Annotated in this window: 14 protein-coding genes; 4 read left to right on the forward strand and 10 right to left on the reverse strand. The window is 35.0% G+C overall.

All coding sequences use genetic code 11. From position 1 onward, the window contains the following. Positions 1 to 143: 143 nt before the first annotated feature. Both HM984_RS07910 and HM984_RS07915 read right to left on the reverse strand, forming a co-directional pair. Positions 144 to 1595, reverse strand: a complete 1452-nt coding sequence (locus HM984_RS07910) for a phage tail-like protein (protein ID WP_179348775.1) — start codon at positions 1593 to 1595, stop codon at positions 144 to 146. A 230-nt stretch (positions 1596 to 1825) separates the two neighbouring features. Continuing rightward, positions 1826 to 3403 (reverse strand): T9SS type A sorting domain-containing protein, encoded by a 1578-nt coding sequence (locus tag HM984_RS07915; RefSeq protein ID WP_179348776.1) that lies wholly within the window; start codon positions 3401 to 3403, stop codon positions 1826 to 1828. Between the two features lie 264 nt (positions 3404 to 3667). Here HM984_RS07915 and HM984_RS07920 point away from each other — a divergent pair, with 264 nt between their 5' ends. Continuing rightward, positions 3668 to 5110 (forward strand): SLC13 family permease, encoded by a 1443-nt coding sequence (locus HM984_RS07920; RefSeq protein ID WP_179348777.1) that lies wholly within the window; start codon positions 3668 to 3670, stop codon positions 5108 to 5110. A 3-nt stretch (positions 5111 to 5113) separates the two neighbouring features. Here the strand turns inward: HM984_RS07920 and HM984_RS07925 are convergent, their stop codons facing one another. The 5 genes from HM984_RS07925 to HM984_RS07945 form a co-directional block, all read right to left on the reverse strand. After that, on the reverse strand, positions 5114 to 5842 hold the full coding sequence (locus tag HM984_RS07925; protein WP_179348778.1) for a LytR/AlgR family response regulator transcription factor: 729 nt from the start codon (positions 5840 to 5842) through the stop codon (positions 5114 to 5116). Then, complete coding sequence (locus HM984_RS07930) at positions 5823 to 6875, reverse strand: sensor histidine kinase (RefSeq protein ID WP_179348779.1); 1053 nt, start codon at positions 6873 to 6875, stop codon at positions 5823 to 5825. Before HM984_RS07930 ends, HM984_RS07925 begins: the two co-directional genes overlap by 20 nt. A 20-nt stretch (positions 6876 to 6895) precedes the next feature. After that, the gene (locus tag HM984_RS07935) at positions 6896 to 7246 is read right to left on the reverse strand and encodes a DUF4907 domain-containing protein (RefSeq protein ID WP_179348780.1); all 351 of its coding nucleotides are present in this window, start codon (positions 7244 to 7246) and stop codon (positions 6896 to 6898) included. A 127-nt stretch (positions 7247 to 7373) separates the two neighbouring features. Further along, positions 7374 to 8372, reverse strand: a complete 999-nt coding sequence (locus tag HM984_RS07940) for a Kelch repeat-containing protein (protein ID WP_257018467.1) — start codon at positions 8370 to 8372, stop codon at positions 7374 to 7376. Positions 8373 to 8382: 10 nt separating this feature from the next. Further along, the gene (locus HM984_RS07945) at positions 8383 to 9282 is read right to left on the reverse strand and encodes a DUF6268 family outer membrane beta-barrel protein (RefSeq protein ID WP_179348782.1); all 900 of its coding nucleotides are present in this window, start codon (positions 9280 to 9282) and stop codon (positions 8383 to 8385) included. A 214-nt stretch (positions 9283 to 9496) separates the two neighbouring features. Here HM984_RS07945 and HM984_RS07950 point away from each other — a divergent pair, with 214 nt between their 5' ends. Then, positions 9497 to 10795 (forward strand): DUF4270 family protein, encoded by a 1299-nt coding sequence (locus HM984_RS07950; protein WP_179348783.1) that lies wholly within the window; start codon positions 9497 to 9499, stop codon positions 10793 to 10795. Further along, complete coding sequence (gene bamG, locus HM984_RS07955) at positions 10788 to 12023, forward strand: BamG family beta-barrel-assembly machinery protein (protein WP_218845036.1); 1236 nt, start codon at positions 10788 to 10790, stop codon at positions 12021 to 12023. Before HM984_RS07950 ends, bamG begins: the two co-directional genes overlap by 8 nt. Positions 12024 to 12035: 12 nt before the next feature. Here the strand turns inward: bamG and HM984_RS07960 are convergent, their stop codons facing one another. Further along, on the reverse strand, positions 12036 to 13037 hold the full coding sequence (locus tag HM984_RS07960; protein ID WP_179348785.1) for a PorP/SprF family type IX secretion system membrane protein: 1002 nt from the start codon (positions 13035 to 13037) through the stop codon (positions 12036 to 12038). A 7-nt stretch (positions 13038 to 13044) separates the two neighbouring features. Then, a complete protein-coding gene (locus HM984_RS07965) occupies positions 13045 to 18906 on the reverse strand; it encodes a DUF8696 domain-containing protein (protein WP_179348786.1) in 5862 nt (1953 codons plus the stop codon). 442 nt (positions 18907 to 19348) lie between these two features. Here HM984_RS07965 and HM984_RS07970 point away from each other — a divergent pair, with 442 nt between their 5' ends. Continuing rightward, on the forward strand, positions 19349 to 22618 hold the full coding sequence (locus tag HM984_RS07970; protein WP_179348787.1) for a DUF8693 domain-containing protein: 3270 nt from the start codon (positions 19349 to 19351) through the stop codon (positions 22616 to 22618). 56 nt (positions 22619 to 22674) lie between these two features. On the opposite strand, the gene hisS is transcribed toward HM984_RS07970, so the two are convergent. Continuing rightward, a complete protein-coding gene (hisS, locus tag HM984_RS07975; RefSeq protein ID WP_179348788.1) occupies positions 22675 to 24057 on the reverse strand; it encodes a histidine--tRNA ligase in 1383 nt (460 codons plus the stop codon). Positions 24058 to 24157: the final 100 nt, after the last annotated feature.

Consider the following 24157-nt stretch of genomic DNA (forward strand, 5'->3'; position numbering starts at 1 on the left):
AAGATATATAATTAATTAGTGGTCCTTAATTATATGTCGTGGTAATCTGCTAAAGAAAAACGTTTCTATGTTGGACAATTTAAAAACCAAAAAGCCTTCGGTGTGAATTACCGAAGGCTTGAAATAATAATTTAGATATGAATTTAGTTTACTATTAAATTGTAAGAGGTAATTAAAAGTTGTTCATTATCTACAGATTTTTTTTGTACATATATTTCAATATAATCATCTTTAACTACATTAACTGTTCCAATAACCGTTACAGATTGTCTAGAATCGGTTTGAATCACATCAACTATAGCTTCGGTTCCTATCACTTCAACTCCATTTTTATATATAGAGAACGCTAATCGCGTACCTGCTGTTGCAGTAAGTGACGCAGTAGCAAAGATGTTTAAAGGACGTCTTGTTTCCCCTTTATATATAATACGGTTTTCACTATTACCTCCAGTACCTTCTGCTGTTCTAAAAAGTCGTATTGCTTCTGTATTCACAGGTAGCTTAAAAGCATTATTATTAGTAACATATTTAATACTAGACGAAGCATAATACAAGTTACCAGAAGTTACATCATCGCTTTCCCTTGGAATACCGGGAGCACTTACGGACCAATCATTGTTAAAGTTAAAATCTAAATAAGACCCTGTTGTATAACCGTTAATATAACCTGAAGGATTAGATGTAGTCCCTGTAAACACTGTACCTTCTATAATTCCAGTCCCTACGCTAAGACTACCACTACTAACGTCCATTGCCACATCTGCTCCATCTACTGTACTAAAACCACTCACTTTTTCTATTAAACCGAAGTTGCCTGTAAAGGTTTCAAAAGTACCATTATTGCTGCTTAACCATGCTTGGGTATTTAGTAACAAGTTACCAATATTAGAAAACGTAATTCCATTCGTATTATTTATAAATTGATTGATATTTCCAAAATATAATCCTAATCCTGAAACGCTTCCTACACTTGAGGTCATACCATCAATAACTACGTTTTGAACTAAAAGCGTTGCAGTGGTTGCTAAACCTGGCCCGGTAATTTCAAAAGCTTTAGTTCCTTTCAGCGTTACATTTCTGATACCACCACCAGTACTACCTTTAAAAACAACTCCTGTAGCAGAGAGTACATCTTCATTAGCATCTAAACCAGAAATGTAGGCGTTATTTAAATCAATAGGAGATGATAATGTTATCGTTCCGTTGATTTCATAATAGGTGTTTTCTTCTAGTTGATAACTAGAGCCTCCACCTGCAATTAACTCTGCAGCTAAATCGTCTGCAGATTTTATGAGTTTGTAATTGTTTCGTTTAACAGCGTTGTTATTCGCTAATTCTACCCACGTGCTCGTTGTGTTATTATAATAATAAAAGGCATCTAAGTCTGTGTCAAAAACTAATAAGCTTTCTGCCGGACTTACAATTGCTTCGCGATCTAAGGTTGTCATTCGTGGTGCTAGCAAACCTTGAGAATTTGATTGTAAATCTAAAAGCGATGAAGGATCTGGTACTTCTGTACCGATTCCTACTTGTGCAGTGGTTACTCCGGTAACTGTAAGTAATAAACTAAAAAGTAATGTTTTAAAATGTCTCATAAATTTAGGGTTGTGAGGTTAATGAATATTTGGGGGTAGTTAAATCGTATTCATCCTGAAGATGAACGTTTTTTTGTTAATATATTGAGTATAAATCAATGGTTTACACCCCATTGAAAGTACACACTTAATCCTTTTTTAATTAAGAAACAAACCGCCGTTTTAAAAACATATTATAGAATCGCGTTGATATTGTTGTATCAACAATGTTTAAAACCGTGAATTGAAACTTATTTAAAAATCACTTTCTTTATTTGCTGTTGCTCTTCGTTATTCAACTTTACGACATAAATGCCTTGGCTTAAACTTGCCGCATCAATTATGTTTCTGTCTGACGCTTCCTTTAAGAGCGAAGACATTACTAATCGTCCTTGAATATCGTAAATTGAAACTTCTGTATCGGCCAAAAGTGCTCCATTAATAAAAAGGGTTTGCTCGCTTGCAACGATTTGTATGCTTTCACTATTTAAATCTATCGTTGATAATGAACTGTTTTCAAATCTTAGATAAAATCGTCCTGTACCAGAAATAGCGGTATTCGCGGTAAATGAATACGTATTAGTATTTAATAAGGTAAACGTATTGGTCTGAGTATCTTCTAAATAAACCTCAATCTCACTTGGCAATGTAGATGCCTCAATACTAAATGTAATCTGCTGCCCTTGCGCTGCTTTAAGTCCAAGAGGAATGCTAACATCATTTTGATTGTCAAACCCAAGACTTTGAATAGCCATATTTTTGCCGAGGTTATTTTCTACCAAATGAGAATACACTAATAAATTATAACCAACTCCATTATAAAGTATTGCATCGTATCCTGGATCTAAACCTAAAGTTGAATTAGCATTATAGTAAATTTCTGTTGCAAAATCATCCGTACCATTTTCAACTTGAAGGCGTAGCATTTGGTTTTGATTGGTCGCTCTACCTAATATAAAATCATCCGTTCCTTCATAAGTTCTCATAGCCGTAGTGAAGCTTATTATGTTTGTTGGATCAGCAGGATCATTTGCTACTAAGAATGCTTGTCCTGGTGCAATATTTACAACTGTTTCCGTTAGTCCATTAATAATTGTAAAGTTTCCAAAGGTTCCGGCTCCTATATCGGTATCCGCACCATTATTATAAGCATAGATCGCTACTGCATTTGGATCTAATACTGCAGAATTTGCAGATAGAAAAGCTTGAGAATCTATAAATGTTGGGTAGGGATTACCTATTGAGTTCCATGCATTATTAGTTGTAGAGATCTCAACAGTTTCTGACACCTTAGATACTGTACCCGTAAATCTTACGGTCTGCCCGCTATAACTAGCAGCTCTATACCCTACTCCTCTTTTAAGTATAACACCTCCATCTGTAGCTGAATTATAATTGGTGTAGGATTGATTAGTGTTGTTATAAGGCCCAAAGGCAAATAACGTTGGAAGCGATGGTGAGTTGGGTATAATCGTTAGATTTGCATTTAGTCCATCAGTGTAGGTTAAAAAATCAGCAAAAGTAGCAGATGCCACTGTTTTTACTGGTAGCGAAATTAAATCGTTACCTCCGTTTTCACCAGATGTACCAATAACATTAACATAACGATCATAATTAACTACTGTAGAGGCGTCTAAATCCCCATTTAGAAATAAGCATGCAAAGCTATCTGATGTGGATTTGAGGTTTACTTCTTCTGTAGAAATTTTAGTGCCCGATGACACAGTAACTGTTGTACCAGCACTTACATGCAAAGTACTAGATAAGTCTTGAGCTTTTGTTGTGTAACAAAAAGCCACAGCCATGGCCGTAAGGTAAAATAGTTTCATTTTTAGTAGATTTGGGATTACAAAGGAACAGTATAAACATCAGTTACTCCAATTAAAACTAAAAAGTTATCATTTATTTTTTAACTGAATTTCAATTACTTAACCCTCACAAGTAGGAAAAATCACATCTTTTAGTTAACCGCCTAAATTGAAATATCGGGATAATACAATACCTTACAGCTAGAATTTCACCATAAAAGAAATTCAATAAAAAATAGGAAAATTAGTACCTTAAAAAACTACTAACCATTCGTTATAAAAGTTATGAAATCAACAAAACAGAAGATTGGTCTCGTTTTAGGCCCATTATTATTTATACTGATTAAGCTTTTTTGTTACCCTGAAGGCTTAGGCGAATCCGCAAATGCTATTCTAGCCTCTACTGCTTGGATCGCCGTTTGGTGGATTACTGAAGCGATCTCAATACCTGTCACCGCTTTATTGCCTATTGTATTGTTTCCTTTATCTGGTGGCCTATCTTTAAGTAGTACTACAGCGGCTTATGGTCATAAGTACATCTTCCTATTTCTAGGAGGTTTTATACTCGCTATTGCCATTGAAAAATGGAATTTACACAAACGGATTGCCCTAAACATCATTAAAATTGTTGGGACTAATGTCAGTCGTATAATTCTTGGATTTATGGTGGCGACGGCCTTATTATCCATGTGGATTTCTAATACCGCCACAGCAGTAATGATTTTACCTGTTGGTATCGCTATTGTTTTACAACTACAGGATAACCCCAAAACAAAAGCTAATGAGAATTTAATATTTGGAAAAGCCTTAATGCTGGCTATTGCCTATAGTGCGTCCATAGGCGGTATGGCCACGCTTATTGGTACACCACCAAATTTAGTCTTAGCTGGTGTGGTTGAAAGTACTTATAATACCGAAATTACATTTTCGCAATGGTTTATGTTTGGATTTCCTATAAGTGTTATTTTGCTGATTATTTGTTGGTTTTATTTAACCCGATTTGCCTTCAAATTTGAACAAAAAGAGTTTCCTGGTGGTCGAAAAGAAATTGAAAATCAGCTGAATGCCTTAGGAAAAACGTCTTATGAGGAAAAAGTGATTCTCATAGTCTTTACCATTACAGCCATAGCATGGATTAGCAGATCGTTTATATTAACGCAATGGTTACCAGCAATTGACGATACTATTATTGCAATGATGGCCTCTGTTATTTTGTTTTTAATTCCGAATAAAAAAGGAAATGAGGCTTTAATCTCTTGGGAAGATGCCGTAAAATTACCTTGGGGTATTTTGCTACTTTTTGGTGGTGGCATGGCTTTAGCCAATGGCTTTGAATCGAGTGGTTTGGCCATCTGGATTGGCAATCAACTAACCTCTTTAATTGGCGTTTCTCTTTTTATTCTGCTACTAGTCTTAATTGCTTCGGTTAACTTTCTAACTGAAATTACATCTAACATGGCGACTACAGCAATGCTATTGCCTGTGTTGGTATCCTTAGCTGCCATTATAAATGTGCATCCTTATATCTTACTGGTAAGTGCAACTTTAGCAGCTTCATGCGCTTTTATGCTTCCTGTTGCTACGCCTCCAAATGCGGTGGTTTTTGGCTCGGGCTATTTAAAAATAGAAGATATGGTTAAAAAAGGCATCTGGATGAATGTGATTTCTATTTTACTCATCACATTAATTGTCTATTTTGTACTACCTCTAATTTGGGATTTGAATTAATCACTAGATATTTAAGCGACTATACACCATGGATTTATAGCTTTCACCTATTGGAATGCGTTCTTCTTTAATTATAATTCTATTTTTTTGAATAGAGGTGATTTTATTGACATTAACAAGGTACGAGCGATGCACTCTTATAAACATTGCTTCGGGTAATTTAGATTGCATCTCTTTGAAACTCATTAAGGTTAAAATAGGTTTCGCGTTTTCTGAATGAATCTTCAAATAGTCTTTTAAACCTTGAATATGTTTAATCTCTTTAATGTCTATTTTTACGTTTTCGTACTCCGATTTTACAAAAATGAAATCATCTTCGTGCGTTGAAGCCTCACCACCTGCTGAAGACACATTGACAGATGTACTCACTTCATTGAGCTTCATCATCTCTTTAACGCGGTTTACCGCTTTTAAAAACCTGGGAAACGGAATGGGCTTCATTAAGTAGTCCACAGCATTGAGGTCAAAACCTTCTAAAGCATATTCTGGGTAAGCAGTTGTAAAAATAAAGTAAGGTACTTTACCTTCTAAAGATCGTATCAGTTCAATACCCGAAATATTTGGCATTTCAATATCAGAAAACACCAAATCGATACGGTTATTATTTATAAAATCTAAAGCTTCAATGGCATTTGTAAATGTGCTAATCACCTCTACTGCTCCTAAAGCCTGACAATAGGATGCGATGACATCTATTGCCAACGGCTCGTCATCAATTATTATGCACTTCATTGTCATTTAAATTTAAGGTTAGATGCACTCTGTAATACGAATTGTCTTCTTCTATGGCCAACTCATGATTGTTTTTATACAAATAATTTAGTTGATTTTTTATGTTCTCTAATCCGACTCCAGAGTTCTTATCGTCGCGTTTATATAAGCCTATTATATTTTCTACGTTTAAGCTTAATTTATTATTGTCGACGACTATTTTTATATCTATATGTGTATTTCCTTTATAATCTGTGCCGTACTTAAACGCATTTTCAATAAAGGAAATTAATAGCAAAGAATAGATTTTTAAATTTCTTGTCTCTCCTTTTATGTTAAGTTTAACAGCTTCAGTATTTTTGAGTCGCAACCGCTGTAACGCAATATAATTCTTAATGTAATTTATTTCTTTCTCTAATGTGACTTGCTCATTTCCTGCTTCATAAAGCATATAGCGCATTAACTCTGATAATGTTATTACTGCTTCTGGTGCATCATCAGATTTACTTCTCACTAAAGCATAAATACTATTAAGTGAATTGAATAAAAAGTGCGGATTTAATTGATTTCTTAAAAACTGTAACTTAATCTCTTTTTGTTCATTTTCTAATTCTTTAGACAACCGATCGCGTTTATAAAAGTCTACAACCAAACTAAAAATACCACCTAAAAGAAAAATAGTTAATGAAAAGACTAAAGGTATAGCATGTCGTATACCAAAAGGCCCTCCTGGTCTATTAGAGCGCATACCCATATTTCTGAACTCATCTCTTATTGGGTTTGAAATTAACACTTCACTCACATAATTATAGAGTGCCAAAAATAAAATAGACACTACAATGTAGAGGAACAGTTTGCGTTTTAGTAAAATATAGGGAACAAGAACTAAGTAGTTAACATAAAACAAAATGGGGTTCATTAATTGTTTTAAAAACACCTCATGAGGAATTTTACCTAAATTTAGATAAGCCGTTAATAAAGGAAATATACTAATACAAAGCCAAACAAGGATATGTACAATAAATTCTTTATAAGATATGTTTTTAGTTAGCATGTACTATTTAATAACGTCTTTTATATTCGCTTAAAATGTATGGCATTAGCATCTAAATCTTTTATACTAACCACAGGCATTTTGTTTTCTATAAGCTTACGCATTACAAGATTTCCGATTTTTTCGGCATCTGCTTTAGATGTAAAACCTTGTTGTCCTTTTACGGCAGGAATGTATTCTTGACGAATAAATAAATTATCGTCATTATACACCTCATAGATCCAAAAGCTATCTTGTTCTATTACCTGTAAAGCAAAAGATGTTTCATTTACGGCATTCTTTTCAACATTTCCAGATTGGAAATAAAAGAATGCTACACATAAAATTATAATGCCTAAAAATACAGCTTTACTGTTATACTTATTTTTCATCTCATATATTATTAAAAAAAGAGTCAGAATTAATGAAGGATATCAACATTCTCCTGACTCTAAGTTGGCTATTACTCTCAATCACTAAAGTAATAGCCCATCAACCAATCTAATCTCCCTTTATATTTTAATTATCGTCGTCGTCTTGTTCTGCATTAGGGAAAAACTCCATGTTATCATCTAAATACAAAGTACCGTTTCTACCTAGGGCTACGAAGGCACGGGCACCATCACTAAACGCTATAGCATCACGCCTTGCAAACAACTCAAAAGGTGTTTTTTCTACCCAGCTTCCAGACGATGGAGTATATTCGTAAACCGTGCTTAAACTTCCAGAATATTCACCACAGGCCACATAACCTTTACCATTCATTGTAAAAGCTACAGCATTGGATCGGTACACATAGTCCTCGTCATCGTCATCAACATCTGTAAGTTGCGTCCAGGCTTCAGTATCTAAATTAAATGACCAAAAATCAGTCTCGTACACTCCATTACTGACACCTGTTGCTAAATAGACGTCGTTGCCAATTGTAAAGGTGACACCATCTTTTCTTTTGTCTCCTCCAAAACCAAACACTTCCTCCCACGAATCTGAAATTGGGTTGTATTTCCAGAAGTCTTTTTTATCACTTCCGTCGTTTCCTGTACCTACATAACCATAGGAATCAGATCCAAATCCAACGGCACCGTATCTTGCTGAACCACCGAAATCGGCAATGGTTGTCCAGCTATTAGTATCGACATTATATTTATAAAAATCAGACAGCTCATCATTAGTATCACCATTATAACCTGTACCCACGTAACCATCGTTACCGATAGCAAAAGATGTTGCAGAACTTCTTTCTAATCCAGGAAAGTCTGATAATTGTTGCCAAGAATTGGTATCCATATTATAAGCCCAAAAATCTTTATAATAATCACTACCATCATAACCGGTTCCCATATAGCCAACATTACCAATGGTAAAAGCTGTAGAGCTGCTTCTCGACTCTTCATTAAATGTCGATTTCTTTACCCAGTTTCCTAAAGTGTCATCATCATCGTCATCACTATTACAACTAGAAAACAACGCCAATACGGCACCGAAATAAAGTAATCTTATGGCTGATTTGTTATTCATTTTTCTCATTTTACTTCTTATTTATATTAAAACTAATTCCTATGTTTAAGGATAATGATTCCTTAGAATCAAAATCATATATGGTATTATCGTTTTCACTTAACGTCAGCTCACTTGCTAATAAATACCCCATATTAAAATGGGTAGACCAATTATCATCAAAACGGAATTGATATCCCAATCCTAATTTCAAGGCTTTAAATTCTAGTTCAGAATTATAAACGACCTCATTATTTGTCATGCTAAAGTCTGAAGTATTATTAGCATAAATAGATTCGGGTTCTGCTTTAAAATCAAAACTATTCTGCTCGTTTAGTTTATAAAACACACCTGTTACAGGCATTCCTATTTCGTATCTCAATTTGTCATTGACATGTTTAGAATACGATAGTAAAGGGTAAAAATTAGGCTTACCAAACAATGAACCGTAACCTGCACCTATTTTTAAGGATGATTTAAGTCCGTCTTTATCCCAAGTCTTTGTAAAGCTTCCTGCATAACTCAATATAAAATCGTCGCTAGAAATGGCTTCATTAAATGTTGAAGACACATACGGTGCTACAGTGACATTTACATCCCAATTATTACGTAGCGCTTTTTTATACCTTGCAAATAGCTCTATACTGTGTAATTCTTCAAATGCACTATAATCGTGAAACCGATCGTACGCATCAAAATCTAAACTATTATTAGTGTAGCTCATACCAAAACCAATGGTTGGTTTATCTAATACAGATGTAAAATCTATAGTTACTGATTTCGTATCTAATTGAACGTCGTTCAAATTAAGATAACTGCTATACTCTAATGCCATTACATCTCCTGCATGGGTAGTAGTGAACATTTTCTGCCCATACGACACCATAGAGACTAGGCTAAAGGTTAAATAATGTAATGTCTTTTTTCTCATCGGCTGCTAACTTACTACCACAATCTTTTACAACAATTACAAAATATACCTAGACTCTTTTTTTATAGACAAACCCCAAATTTTAATCTACAAAACCAATTATGAATTTTAATCGTATAAATGTCCCTTTTTGTAGATACATATATGCCATAGGTATATTAGACTTTTTATTACCTCAATTGGGTAGTTGATTTGTAGAAATTATACAAAACAAATGCTGAAATCCTTTCTAAAATTACTGACAGTTATTATCACTTTAATGGTCATCATATCTTGTTCTGCAGACGCTGAAGATGAAAACTTAGTTGCAGGTGAAGACTTTACAGGTACCAACATAAGGGTGTTATCTATTGATACGTTTTCTGTAAAACTATCGACTATGAAATTTGATTCTATTACAACCTCAACAAGCGAGCGCTTATTAGTTGGTAAATATCAGGATGATGATATGGGAATTGCAAATACCTCAACTTATATTCAGATTAGTCCTTCTTCTTATTACTTAGATAATGATGCTATTTTAGATAGTGTTGGTTTAGTGCTTGGGTATGACACCTACTATTACAATGACACCACGCAGGTGGCCACTCTTAATATTCATAAACTCACCGACAAAATGAGTTCTGATGACACCTTTTTCTACAACACCACAGAGACGGCTTACGAAACAACTCCTTTAGCCCAGAAAACGTACTACCCAACTCCAAATAGAGATTCGATTTCTATAACGCTACCTTACAGCTTTGGTGAAAACCTATTTAATGCTATTAGAGATAACAATATTACAGATCAAGAATCCTTATACCAGCAATTAAAAGGACTAACCATACAACCTGGCACAGATGACAATGCTTCTGTCATTGGCTTTTCAACAGACATTAGCACTAGTTACCTTCGATTTTATTATACCATTCCAGATGAGTTAGTAACCGATGAATACACCTATGATATGTCGATTAACACCTATTATAATCACATAGAAAGTGATGTTACAGGCTTACCTCTAGAAGCTATTGATGGCCAAGAATACAATTTATCGTCATCGGAAAGTGGAAATATTAGTTACAACCAAGCTGGCACAGGGTATGTAACTCGAATTGAATTTCCAACAATTAAAGAGTTATATAACTTAGGTGTAGAAGGCACCATATTAGATGCCACACTTTATATAGAACCGAATTCAGCATCACATTCTGATATTCACCCTTTAAGCGAAACATTGTTACTATATACTATAGATCAAAATAATGATTTAGCTAGCCAAATTAGTAATAGTGTAGATGTGGTCACCGCAACTACAACTAATGTAGATTCAGAATTTAATCAAATTGCATTTACAGTACCTGTTATAGATTTTATAGATCAAAAACTAAGTGAGAGTCCTGTGACTAAAGATGCCCTTATTTTAATTCCTACAGACTATAATTCTACTATTAATAAAACCATTTTTAACGACAGTCAGCGATCTGGCTTTAATACCAAATTAGTTATAACCTATGCACTATATGAATAAATATCCATCCCTAATGTTTTTCGTACTACTGTTTGGGTTACAAGGTTACTCTCAGTCTAGTAACCTAACGGGCTCACCATACTCGCTTTTTGGTTTGGGTGTAGAAAGTAATTCTGGTACAGGTAGAAATAGTGGACTAGGTAATACTGGTATTTCCTTAGATGCTAACTATGGTATTAATCTTTACAATCCTGCTGCTTTTGCTACTCTAAAAGAAAATGAAATCACCTTTGATTTTGGTGGTGCTGCGGAATTCAATAATCTTACGGGCGACAACGTCAGTGAACAAAGAACAACCTACAATTTTACCAATATCTCAATAGCCTTTAATCATAACAACGACTACGGTATTGGTTTAACTCTAAAACCATCTACTACTGTTGGGTACTCCTTAATTGGTTTGGAGAATAATATTGAAGGTAGTTCAGAACAATTTACAACGAACATAGGCGGTAATGGTGGTATAAGTGAATTACGATTAGATTATGCCAGAACAGTCTTCAAAAATTTTAATGTAGGTATAAAAGCATCGTATTTATTTGGAAAAATAGAAGAAAATGAATCCATAGTAACCACAAACAGTTATTTAGAAATTAACGAAACTAATTATTATAGTGGTGCGCAATTGGGGGTCGGTTTACAATACAAGTTATTAGACAGACATAATTTTGGCTTGACTTTAGATTTACCTACCGTATTAAAAGGTACAAAAGATGTTCTTGTTGGCAAATATTCAAATGCCGCGTACAGTATATTGGAAGAAACAGAAGACGAATCCGTTGATAGTTTTTATCTCCCTTTAAAACTAGGCTTTGGTTATAGCACAAAATTTAAGAATCTACTATTAACTGCTGATTATAAGAAAAATTTCTGGGGAGCTACAAATCAGTCTGATGCCATAGGAGATTATACCGATCAAAATATTTTTGGCTTAGGAGCGTCTTATGCTGTAGACCCAACGAGTTATAAATTTTGGAAACGTGTGGATTTTAGAATGGGATTAAATTACAATTCGGGTTACCTTAAAGTCGATGACACCAATATTGACACCTATTCCGCTTCCTTTGGTATTGGTTTGCCTATTGGTAAACAATCGCTATTAAATGTTTCTTATACCCTAGCTAAAAAAGGAACTACAGATAGTATTCTAATTCAAGAATATGTAAACACCTTAAACATTAATATTTCATTATCTGATTTATGGTTTCAAAAACGAAAGTTTAACTAGTCTAAAGTGGTTTTAACGTTTGCGACTACGATTTGTTTTACAACGTCTACAAGGGGACAAATAGGTTACTGACACCTCATAGACTCCATTGGTTCGTCCTATTTTAGAGGTATTCATATCATACGACAACCCGAACCTAAACTCTGTAAACTCTAACCCAAAGAACCCATTGACAGAGGTTAAAATGTGACTGTTCTCATCATTTTTAGCCGGATTGGTAGCTGCAGTCACACCAACAAGGAATTGATTAACAACAAACAATGCCCCGATATCTAAACGATTATATTCGCCTTGTTGCATGTAATTAGCGGTCATCATGATGCTGTAATCATTCATAAATGGAAATCTAAAATTACCATGCAAGGAATAGAAAATATCTAAGGGCACTTCTTCTCCATCTACAAATGAAATATTAGGACGATTGAGATGCTTAGCAGAAGCTCCAAACCAATAGGTTAATCCATTGAACTCTTCTCTCTCAAAAACAAAACCTGCAGAAATATCTCCAAAAAACACATTATCTAAAGTATTACTCAGTGGGTCTACAGACACAGGATTCACAACACCCGAATTAATATTTATTTGATCTGCCAAAGTAAGATTACTAAACCCTACATCTTTAAACCCAAGACCGACTTCTAAAGCGGGTCTAAAATACCAACCACCATCAAGATTAACTCGGTGTGCATAATTAGCATTAAGTTGATAATAATTGTATTTGCTAAATGCTTCGTGTTGTCTTAAGAAATTTACTCCAACTCCGAAACCCAAACTTGGACCATAATCAAACGATTTATTGAGATAGGCATATTGCGTATCGACTCTTAGATCTAAATTTGGCCATTGTGTTCTGCTTAAGACTCCGGCAGCTATTCTATCGCTATCTTCAAAACCTGAAAACCCAGGATTTATCGTTTCTTGTATATAGTTAGACTGTGTAAAAATAGGATCTTGAGCTTGTGCTTGAATCCCCACCAAAACCGCTATAATACTTATAATTCTTTTCAATGTCATTTCGGTTTTATTTGATAAATACAAAAGCTCCTTGTTTCTTAATTTCATTTCCGTAAAAAGTCTTGGCCGTAAAAGTGTAATAGTAATTTCCGTTTTCGGCTTCTTCATCTTTCACTTTACCATCCCATCCGCGTATTGCATCACCCGACTCTTTATAAATAAGACTTCCCCAAGTATCAAAGACCGTCATTTCTAAACTATTGAGTCCGATGTAAACAGGTCCAAAGAAATCATTTATACCGTCATCATTTGGAGTAAACGCATCTGGCATTATTAATTTATAACCTTCTTCAATAATTAGGGTAATTGTTTTTTCGTACACACAACCAAAAGGATAGGTAACGGTTTGTTTTATCACATAACTTCCTGGTGTAAAATATGTGTGAAATGGATTTTCTTCACCCGAAAAACTACCATCTCCAAAGTCCCACAGTATGGTTTCATAGTGCCCTGTGGCTTCATTTATAAATTCAATCGGATCTTGAATCGCATAAATACCATAATTTAAATAGCCAAAAGAAGAGGTATCATAATCTGCATCACCAAAAGTAGTTAACTCTACATTATAAGTGTAATTGATAGAACACCCAAAACTATCCGTAACTTCTAAAATGACTAAGCCATTTTCATCAGTCGTCATAAGTTCATTATTAACACCACTAACTGTTCCGCTAGACCAGCTATATTGAAATGGTGGTACTCCGCCACTTGCTATAGCTATAAACGTTTGATCTATAGTTCTGGCATCACAATTCACATCAACTTGCTCTTCAACATTTAAAACCAAAGGCTCAAATCGTGTCACCTCCCAACTGCCTTCAATGGTACAGCCATTAACATCTGTAACTGTCGCTATGTATGTATTTGGTGGTACATCAACTAAATCTTCAGTCGTTGAACCATTAGACCAAACCACATTAAAAGGCGGTGTTCCTCCTTGTATAAGTAAATTAATGGCACCGCTATTAGCATCCTCACATTCTAAGGCATTAGTAATTGTTGTAGATAAAGCCAATGGTAAAATATTATGGATGGTAAAACTCTCTTGAATAACACAAGGTACACCATCTGTAATGGTCACAGTATAAGTGCCTGGTGCTAAATTATTTCGTTCTGTTCCGGCCGTAGGGTCATCATCCCAAACTAGTGTTACAGGATCAATGCCTCCAACAAAATTTAAAGTGATACTCGCATCATTTTCACCAGCACAAGACATTTGTGTCACTTCGGGATCAATTAAAAACACAGGAGGTTCATCGATTATCACAGGAAATTGACGTTCGCAATTTTCAGCATCTGTAATGGTTATTGTATAAGTACCACCCGATAAATTAGTCTGACTATAACCTGATCCTAAATTACTCCATGCAACTGTATAGGGTGAAACACCACCTGAAATTGAATTAATAATAATTGATCCATCATTATCCCCATAACATACAATTTGTGTTACACTAATATCGATATCTATTTGATCATTTTGAAGAATCTCGACCTCTAAAGTATCTGTACAACCGGAATTATCTGTGACCGTAAGATTATATATTCCTGCGATTAATGTATCTATATTCTGATTTGTACTTAAAAAACCATTCGGTCCGGTCCAAGCATATGTGTAATCCGTTCGACCTCCAATGAGGTTTACAGAGATTATTCCTGTAGCATCACCAAAACATAAGACATCTGTTTTAGAATCTAAAGTCACTTCTAATTCATCTGGTTCTTCCACATTAAAAGTAAGCGCTATTGGTCCACAAGAATTAGCATCAGTTACTGAAATGTTGTAATCTCCCGGTCCGAGGTCAGTCAAATCTTCATCTGTAGAAAATGGAGCACCATTCAATGTCCAAGTATACATATAAGGTGGAGTTCCACCTGAAACCTCAATGCTTATTTCACCATCATTTGCACCAAAGCATGAAATAGTTTCGACATCAAAATCTACAGCGCTAAATAATAATTCATCTGGTTCTGTAATGGTTATAATTTCAGAATATGGACAACCTCCATCATCTACAATATCTAATGTGTAATCCCCAGCTTCAAGATTAGAAATATTTTGGTCTGTGCTAGAAAATCCGTTTGGCCCTGTCCAAGTGACATTATAATCATTTCCTGTTGAAAATGGAATACCACCGACAATGGTAATATCTATAGTTGCGGTATTCACTTGATAACATAAATTATGAATCACGCTCGACGTTACTGAAATGGATGGATTCACCGTAACCACAACTTCAAAATCTAAACCAGGACAATTTCCTGAGACTGGCGTTACCGTATATGTTACGGTTGCGGAATTGGTAGTTGTATTTTCTAAAAACTGAGATAGCGTTGCTATTGGTGTTAATTGCGCTGTGGCTCCTGTTATGCTTCCTGCAGGACTAACCACAGGAGTCGTCCAAGTGTACAATGTATTTAAGGGCACAATATCACCTGTATTCGTTGTGTCTGGAAAAAACTGAAACGTATTACCACTGCAAATCAACAGATCTGCATCATCGATAATTGGCGTTTCATTAATAATAATTTCTGCTGTAGTTGAAATGATTTCAGTACAACCACCAGAACTAAACGTAATGACCGCATAATAGTACGTCGTTCCGATTGAAGTGACTTCTGGGTTGTATGTATCTGAAATTGCACCTGTAATAGCAGTACCAGTTGCAGTATCATCTACTCCATTTCGATACCATTGGTATGTTGCTGTACCTGTGCCATTGGTATAAGCGACTGTTAAAGCGGGAGTGGTTTCACCTAAACATATCTCATCAGACATAGGTTGTGCACTAAACTGTGCGCCTGCACTAATTTCAATCTCAGCGATGGCACTTGTCACGTCACAACCTGAAACATCTTGGGTTATGACACAGTAATAATACAGTGTTCCTACCGTGGTTGTTGGAGGAGTATAAATGTTTGATGTTGCTCCTGCTATTGATGTTCCGGAAGTGGCACCGTTTATTGTACTCACATACCATTGGTAAGATAAAGTACCTAAACCACCAGAAACAGTAACTTCCAAATCTTGAACCGCAGAATTCTGACATAAACTCTGAAAATCTATAGGTTGTGTTGTTATCACAGGATCTTCAACGACCTCTATTTCAGAAACATCACTTAAGAGCATTGAACAGCCATTAGATATAAAAGAAATTTCTACATAATAATAAAATGTCCCAACCGTGTTAAATACAGGAGGTGAATACGTTGACCCTGTTGCTCCAGAAATTAAAGTGCCACCAGAATTACTATTTGTGGTATTACTAAACCATTGGTATGTTGCATTTCCTGATCCACCAGAAATAATAACTGAAAGTTCCTCTGAACTACCACCAACACATATGGATTGTGAGTTTAATGGTTGCGTATCTATTTGCGGCGCATTGGCCACTTCAATTTCTGCGGTATCTGATATAATTTCATTACAACCACCAGAAGAAAATGTAATACGAACATAATAATACGTTATACCAACCGTGCCTGTTGGTGGAGAAAATGTGGCTGAGGTTGCTCCTGCAATAGCAGTTCCTGATGTGGTATTGTTTACAGAATTTTCATACCATTGGTAAACTGGAGTGCCTGTACCTTGATAGGCTACCGATAAATCTGCTGTAGTTCCATTTTGACAAACTCCATTAGATAAAGGCTGCACCGCAATTAATGGCGCTGGTTCTACAATAATCTCAAAATCAACAGGCAATCCTTCACAACCATTAATTTCTGGCGTAACCGTATATACCAATGTTATTGGAGATGCTGTAGAATTGATAATACTTTGCGCAGGAATTGTGTTAGCTGTTCCGCTTGGTATATAACCTGTTAGTCCTGTTGGATTATTAGATGACCAACTAAACGTTGTACTCGCATCATCTGAGGTTAAGATAATCGCCGTTGTTGAAGCCCCAGAACAAATGGTTTGTAACACATCGGTATTTGTAATTGTGGGAGAATCATTCACTGAAAATGTTTCCGTTTCTGTAGTTGTACCACAAGCATTTGTGATACTAAACGTAACCGTATAATCTCCAACCGTTGTATAATTTATTAGTCCTGGATCTAATTGATCTGAGGCTGCAGGAGAACCTCCTGGAAACAACCAACTATAAGTTATAGTGTCTGAAACTGGTGCACACGTATCTACTGTAGCAACAGGATTAAAAGTTAAAGAACCACAAGCATCTGCAATAGGATCTAATACGGCTGTTGGTGGTCGCTTAACTTCAATAAATTGGGAAGTTGAAACATCACCACAAGAATTTGTCGCAGTCATGATGATTTCATAGGTTCCTGATGTATCAAACTGAAATGAAGGGTTTTCAGAGTTTTCATCTGTACCATTCGTAAAACTCCAAGATTCTGAAGTCCCACAAAATTCTGAGGTGTAGAGGACTTCCCATGAATATGTTGGTGGTACACAACTTTCGGATTCATCTGTAGTATTTGTTGTATTTACTTCTATTGGTCCGCAGCCTTCATTTAGGTTTGTTGTAAAAATAGGAACTAAATCTTCTTCGACACAAATAGTCTTTACTACAGTATCCATTCCACATCTATTCCCTGTTTTTAATGTAACTGTATATGTACCTGTATCTATAAAATTTAAGCACAAATTATCACTGCCCGAAATCCATAAATTAGGATCTGCTAAACCAAAATCATCTCCTAAAGAACCACTGGATATAGTATAACCAACTGCGGGTGAAATATCCCAAATTACCTTAGGACTTGTATCACAACTATTACCTGAACCATAATTTTCATCTCCAATAGACAAATTTTCTAAACATACTTGAGTATTTGTACAAGCAACGTCAGGAACTTCAATATCTGCTTCTGGAGCTATAGACACATATATAGGAACAACCCCTACTGACGAGGTACTACAAGGATTAGATGCAACAATTATTGCTGAAAATGAATTTTGGTAAGTATTTGTTCCATCTGAACTAACAGTATCACAAGATGATGTTGTAAATGTATGGGTTACATTAGCCGGAGGAGGATGATTAAATGTTTGTGGAGTAGATCCATCGTTAAAAGTAACAGTATAAACCGTTCCTGGCGGATTATTTTCTGTTCCTGTAATAGGAAATGTTAGTGGACTAATATTACAAATATCAGTATTACCAGGATTACCTAATGAAACTGCTGGATTAGATCCTACAAAAATCGTATAATTCTTAACTGTTGTACAGCTATTATTTCCCTCAATAGTATAAACTAAATTATAAATACCGACATCATAAGTATGGTTTAATATAGACCAACTAGTGTTTTGAAAATCAGGCGAACCATCACCCCAATTTATAGTGTAGTTTGTATTTAATGATGAAGTGTTCGTTGCGTTTGTAAATGTAAATTCAGAAGTCTCGTTTACACATATTTTAAAAACAGGTAAGCCTTCATATGTACTAAGCCCAGGACCATTCATTGTAGCATCTGGTGATTGTATCACAACAATTTGAACACTACCGTTAGCATTGTCCGAATCACCTTCATCATCCTCAACAGACAATAGATTATAGTTAAATACGCCAACATTATTTGTACTAGCCCCTATTGATACAGAATCATTATTTCCCGTTGTTGTAACAGTTTGATTAGGTCCAGCACCTATTCTGTAAGTAAATATATATGGTCTTGTTCCTCCCGATCCCGTAAAAGTGATTTGAGGAGGAGAGTCAGCATTCTGACAAACCGTTGCACCGCCTGTGATATTTGCACTTGGCAGTAAAAGAACTGATTCTACTTTCGTTATTTCAGATATATTCTTCTTAGAAAGAACTCGATCTGAAATATTAACTGCTCCAATTATACCAAAAACCAAACCGACAACCATCAGTAGGTTATATTTTATTTCCCCCATAAATACGTAATAGCTAATTACTTAAAAGCGAACAATGTAATTAAATTCTTCCTATGGTGTCTTTAAATTCTACAAATTTTCGACAAGACTATTGAAATCACTATGAACAACACTTTTAGCAAAATAATTACGTGTAAATTATAATCTTTCATTAGTATTTAAAATACACGTTAGCGGGTATTTTTTTCTAAATTATATGCATTGATTATAAAATTTTAATTTAAGCATTTACAAAACTTCAGAGAATTTTTCAATGTGACGCATTCATTTCCCCACAATGTAGAGGTTGTAATTATAAAATTAAGATATGGATCTCATTCCTATTTCAAGCTGTAATCCTTCATAAAAACGCATTTCATCGGATTTTTTTTACCTTTTATGGATTAAAATCCAAAAATAATATTATATTCGCCCCATAATTATTTCATTCACCCCAAATCTAATGAAAAGAATTACATCATTTTTTTACCTTTTAGGACTAGTTGTTATCTCTAGTTATGCTCAGCAGTTAGATGGGGCTAAAAAGTTAAATTCTAAAACTATTGATCAAAGCGATTTATCGCAATTAGAAGGTTATAATTATAACGTCTCGTCAATACAAAATCTAAAAAACACAAACACATTTTTATCTTCTTCAACAAGAACTTCTCGTTTCAGCAATTACCCTGATATGCTTATCATTAGCTTAGCCGACGATTTTACTGCAAACACCACAAGCTTTAATAATTTAGCGAGTACCATTCACAATTCTTTTATATGGGGAAATAACGGTGCTTCTTTAAACCCAAGATCCTTGCCTGTAAGCGTTAATCTTAGTTCTGAAACACCTTCAGAGCTTACAACCAATGTCTCATATACGGCTATACAACGTACTTGGAAAATTGTAAAACAAGGTGAACTCATTCCAAAGCTAAATATTAAAATACCACAAGAAGCGATAAATAACGCAAGTACTTTGGGTAGTTACTATATGCTTATTTCTAATTCGAACACCTTTGATTCTAATGTCGATTTTAGAATTCTCAACTTAGATGACAATGGGTACTTAGAAACCGATTACAACTTTAATAACTCATCCTATATAACCTTTGGTTTTTCACCTCAGATTGCAGAAGAACGCGCCATATACTTTAACGGCACAGATAGTTATATCGATATGCAAAACACATTAGATTTAAATCCTTCTGGCTTTACTATCTCTGCATGGATTAAGTCTGAGACCTCAAATACTGGTCATGTTTCTATACTTTCTAAAAGAGATATCGCATTTACTGAAGGTTATGACTTAACATTGACCGATACCAATAAAATCAATATAAAGTGGAAAAATGAGCATAGTCAATCACTTACATCTTTCACTTCAATCCCAGATAACAAATGGCACCATATTGCTGTTACGTATGATGGCTCACAAGTCTCAATATTCATTGACGGTGTATTAGATAATACTGCTGAAAAAACGGCACCTACAGCTACAAATGAATCGTTTCATATTGCAGCTGCCGGAAAAAGATTACCGATTCAACATTTTAAAGGTCATATCGATGAAGTCCAAATTTGGAATACATCTCTGACTGAAGACCAATTGCGTTATATAATGAATCAGGAAATTACTAATGATTCTGGACAAGTTATTGGGAAAGCGTTACCAATTTCAGTTTCTAAAAATGAAATTAATACAATTCCTTGGTCAGATTTAGCGGCTTATTACCCAATGTCTAATTTCACTTATAAAAATACTATTGACGCTTCTGGAAACAATAATAACGGCTACCTAAAACATCTTTTAACTGTTGATAAAGAAACAGCTCCTCTACCTTACACATCAAAGCAAGATGGAGATTGGGCTGCTGACACTTCGTGGCTTAATGGACATCTCCAAAATGTACCTGGATCTAAATCTATCGTTAATCCTGAAGAAACCATAGATTGGAATATCGTTAGAACTTCTCATAGGTTAACCATGGATAATACGTATTTACCAACTCAAAAAAATAATAACAGAACTCTCCTTGGATTATTTGTTGACGCTAATGAATTAACACTTACTGGCGACACAGAATTCTACCTTGGAAATGGCTTAACCATTACGCACCATTTAGGTCTTACCGGAACTATAGATTTGGAAGGCGAATCACAATTAATTCAAACATTAGGAAGTGATTTAGAGGTTATTGCTAATGGTAAAATTGAACGCGACCAACAAGGAACTGCTGATACCTACACCTATAATTATTGGTCATCTCCTGTAAGACGTATAAATTCTGAAGTTGAAAACTTTAGAGTTATGGATGTTTTAAAAGATGGCACAAATCCTAATGCCCCTGCAGATATTCAATTTTTGTCTTCAGGATATAACGGAGCAGCTACGCATCCTATTAAAATTGCAGATTACTGGATTTGGAAATATACCAATCTGCCAAGCAACAACTATTCCGCATGGCAACATATTAGACGTACTGGCACTATCTTGCCTGGCGAAGGTTTTACAATGAAGGGACCAGGGACAGGTTCGGTTTCGTCACCTCAAAACTATGTGTTTTCGGGGAAACCAAATAACGGGGATATTGATCTGCCCTTGCTTTCCAATAGCGATTATTTAGTGGGTAATCCATATCCTTCGGCAATAGATGCCTTACAATTTATTAAAGATAATGGTCCGGATGCAACACCTGATGGCTCACCATTAATTAGTGGAACGCTATACTTTTGGAATCATTGGGGCGGAGGTACGCATGCGGCGCAAGATTACGACGGAGGCTATGCCACATACAATTTTTCTGGTTCTGTTGCTGCAGCTTATAAAGGAAGTAATCTTTCTACTTTAGAATCTGATGGAGAACCAACCAAAGCACCACAACGCCATATTCCTGTTGGACAAGGCTTTTTTGTGATCGGACAAAACACCGGAACAATTAATTTTAATAACGGCCAACGTACTTTTAAAAAGGAAGGAAACGCATCTATATTTATGAGGAATTCTAATTCTTCGACTACAGAAACCAACGAAACCATCCAAACTGAAGATCAACGTATGAAATTTAGAATAGGTTTCAATTCTGTAAATACAATTCGTCGTCAGTTATTATTAACGATAGACGAAAATGCATCATCAGGCGTAGATTGGGCTTATGATGGGGAAATTAACGAAACACAAATCGATGATATGTTTTGGCTTATTAATGATGAAGCCTACATTATCCAAGCCAGTAATGAGTCTGGCATTTCCGCAACTTATCCTTTAGGTATAAAAACAAAAACAGATGGTATCAATTCTATACTGATTGATGCTTTAGAAAATGTTCCTGATGCTATGAATGTGTATTTACATGATAATGAATTAGGCATCTATCATGATTTAAGAACAGGCAGTTACGATATTTTCTTAATCAAAGGTGATTATCTCAATCGTTTTGAAATTACATTCGGCACACAAGATGATGTATTAGGTATTGATGATTATACCATAAATCCTATTGATGTTTTATATTCTAATACAATTAAAAAAATTGTTGTCGTTAATCCCAATCAAATCGATGTAAAAATGATTGGTGTCTATAATATGTTAGGACAATCCGTTTACAATATCAATACCGTTGAACCTCAAAAATATTCAGAATACAATATAAAGAATTTAAGCACTGGAACCTATGTCGTTAAATTACAAACGACTTCAGGCTTCACAATAACCAAAAAATTTATAGTTGATTAGTTTAGTTAGTTAGTGATGATTAGAAAGTCTCAGTTTGTAAAAAGCTGAGGCTTTCTTTATTTTAACAAGTCTAAAAGCGCGTCAAATTCCACTTTATGCTGTTCACCTGAAGCCATATTTTTTAATGTAAACACCTCGGACTTCAATTCTTCCTCACCCATAATTACAACGAATGGAATGTTGCGACGGTTCGCATAATTCATTTGTTTTTTCATTTGCTTACCAGAAATCGCAGCATCTGGAAACAGTTCTGCTTTTATATGAGCTTGTCTTAATTTAGTTACAGCTCCCAAGCTAAACATCGCTTCTTTATCTCCAAAATTAATGAAGAGTACTTTTGTAGATTCTGCTATGGTTGAAGGGAACAAATTCAATTCCTCTAAGACCAAGTAAATACGATCTAAACCAAAGCTAATCCCTACTCCACTCATATCTTTAAGACCAAAGATTCCGGTAAGATCGTCGTAACGACCACCTCCTCCAATGGATCCCATTTTTACACCTTTTGGTGCTGAGACTTCAAAAATAGCTCCTGTGTAATAATTTAAACCTCTCGCTAAAGTCACATCTAATTGTAATGTTGCTGTTTTTAGTTTTAAGTTTGAAATGGCTGTGTTTATAAATTCGAGTTCTTCAATTCCTTTTAGTCCAATTTCTGATGTACTTAAAATAGATTTTAAACTTTCAATCTGATTACCGAAATCTCCTTTTAAAGTGAATAAAGGTTGAAGCTTCGTAATACCATCTTCCGAAATGCCTTTACCTCGCATTTCTTCTTTTACTTTCTCTTCTCCTATTTTATCTAACTTATCTAAAGCCACGGTAAAATCGATGAGTTTATCTTGTGCACCAATTACTTCGGCAATACCAGATAAGATTTTACGGTTGTTGATTTTAATCGTAACACCTTCTAATTTTAGAGCTGAAAAAACAGCATCATAAAGTTGAACAAATTCTACTTCTTGAAACAACGATTTAGAACCAACCACATCGGCATCACATTGAAAAAACTCTCTAAAACGTCCTTTTTGTGGACGGTCTGCACGCCAAACCGGTTGTATTTGGTAGCGCTTAAAAGGGAATTCGATGTCATTTTGATGTTGTACGACGTATCTTGCGAACGGCACTGTGAGGTCGTAACGCAGTGCTTTTTCAGATATTTTTGGTGTGATTAAACTTTCCGATTTTTGATTATAATCGTCGTCTGAAATTTTCTTCAAAAACTCTCCACTATTCAAAATTTTAAAAATCAAGCGATCACCTTCATCACCATATTTTCCCATTAAGGTTTCTGAGTTTTCAAAACTTGGAGTTTCAATCGGTTGAAATCCAAAAACTTGAAACTGTTCCTTTATCGTTTCCATGATATAAGAACGCTTTGCAACTTCCTCTGCGTTAAAATCTCTTGTACCTTTTGGGATGCTTGGTTTTTGTGCCATAATATGTCCTGCGAAAGCAGGAATCTCTTTTAGTGAAACTTTATTTAATTACACACATCAATTATCTTTGAAAATTCTTAGTTCCAAAGCATTTCGACTG

Origin of the sequence: Winogradskyella pacifica, from assembly GCF_013403915.1 — a bacterium.
GTDB classification, from domain to species: Bacteria; Bacteroidota; Bacteroidia; order Flavobacteriales; family Flavobacteriaceae; genus Winogradskyella; species Winogradskyella pacifica.

Bases quoted from the DNA above. Each gene is read 5' to 3' on its own strand.
- HM984_RS07940 (WP_257018467.1), bottom strand. From the start codon at position 8,372: ATGAATAACAAATCAGCCATAAGATTACTTTATTTCGGTGCCGTATTG.
- HM984_RS07925 (WP_179348778.1), bottom strand. From the start codon at position 5,842: ATGAAGTGCATAATAATTGATGACGAGCCGTTGGCAATAGATGTCATC.
- HM984_RS07910 (WP_179348775.1), bottom strand. From the start codon at position 1,595: ATGAGACATTTTAAAACATTACTTTTTAGTTTATTACTTACAGTTACC.
- bamG (WP_218845036.1), top strand. From the start codon at position 10,788: ATGAATAAATATCCATCCCTAATGTTTTTCGTACTACTGTTTGGGTTA.
- HM984_RS07960 (WP_179348785.1), bottom strand. From the start codon at position 13,037: ATGACATTGAAAAGAATTATAAGTATTATAGCGGTTTTGGTGGGGATT.
- HM984_RS07945 (WP_179348782.1), bottom strand. From the start codon at position 9,282: ATGAGAAAAAAGACATTACATTATTTAACCTTTAGCCTAGTCTCTATG.
- HM984_RS07965 (WP_179348786.1), bottom strand. From the start codon at position 18,906: ATGGGGGAAATAAAATATAACCTACTGATGGTTGTCGGTTTGGTTTTT.
- HM984_RS07950 (WP_179348783.1), top strand. From the start codon at position 9,497: ATGCTGAAATCCTTTCTAAAATTACTGACAGTTATTATCACTTTAATG.
- HM984_RS07970 (WP_179348787.1), top strand. From the start codon at position 19,349: ATGAAAAGAATTACATCATTTTTTTACCTTTTAGGACTAGTTGTTATC.
- HM984_RS07915 (WP_179348776.1), bottom strand. From the start codon at position 3,403: ATGAAACTATTTTACCTTACGGCCATGGCTGTGGCTTTTTGTTACACA.
- HM984_RS07930 (WP_179348779.1), bottom strand. From the start codon at position 6,875: ATGCTAACTAAAAACATATCTTATAAAGAATTTATTGTACATATCCTT.
- HM984_RS07935 (WP_179348780.1), bottom strand. From the start codon at position 7,246: ATGAAAAATAAGTATAACAGTAAAGCTGTATTTTTAGGCATTATAATT.
- HM984_RS07920 (WP_179348777.1), top strand. From the start codon at position 3,668: ATGAAATCAACAAAACAGAAGATTGGTCTCGTTTTAGGCCCATTATTA.
- hisS (WP_179348788.1), bottom strand. From the start codon at position 24,057: ATGGCACAAAAACCAAGCATCCCAAAAGGTACAAGAGATTTTAACGCA.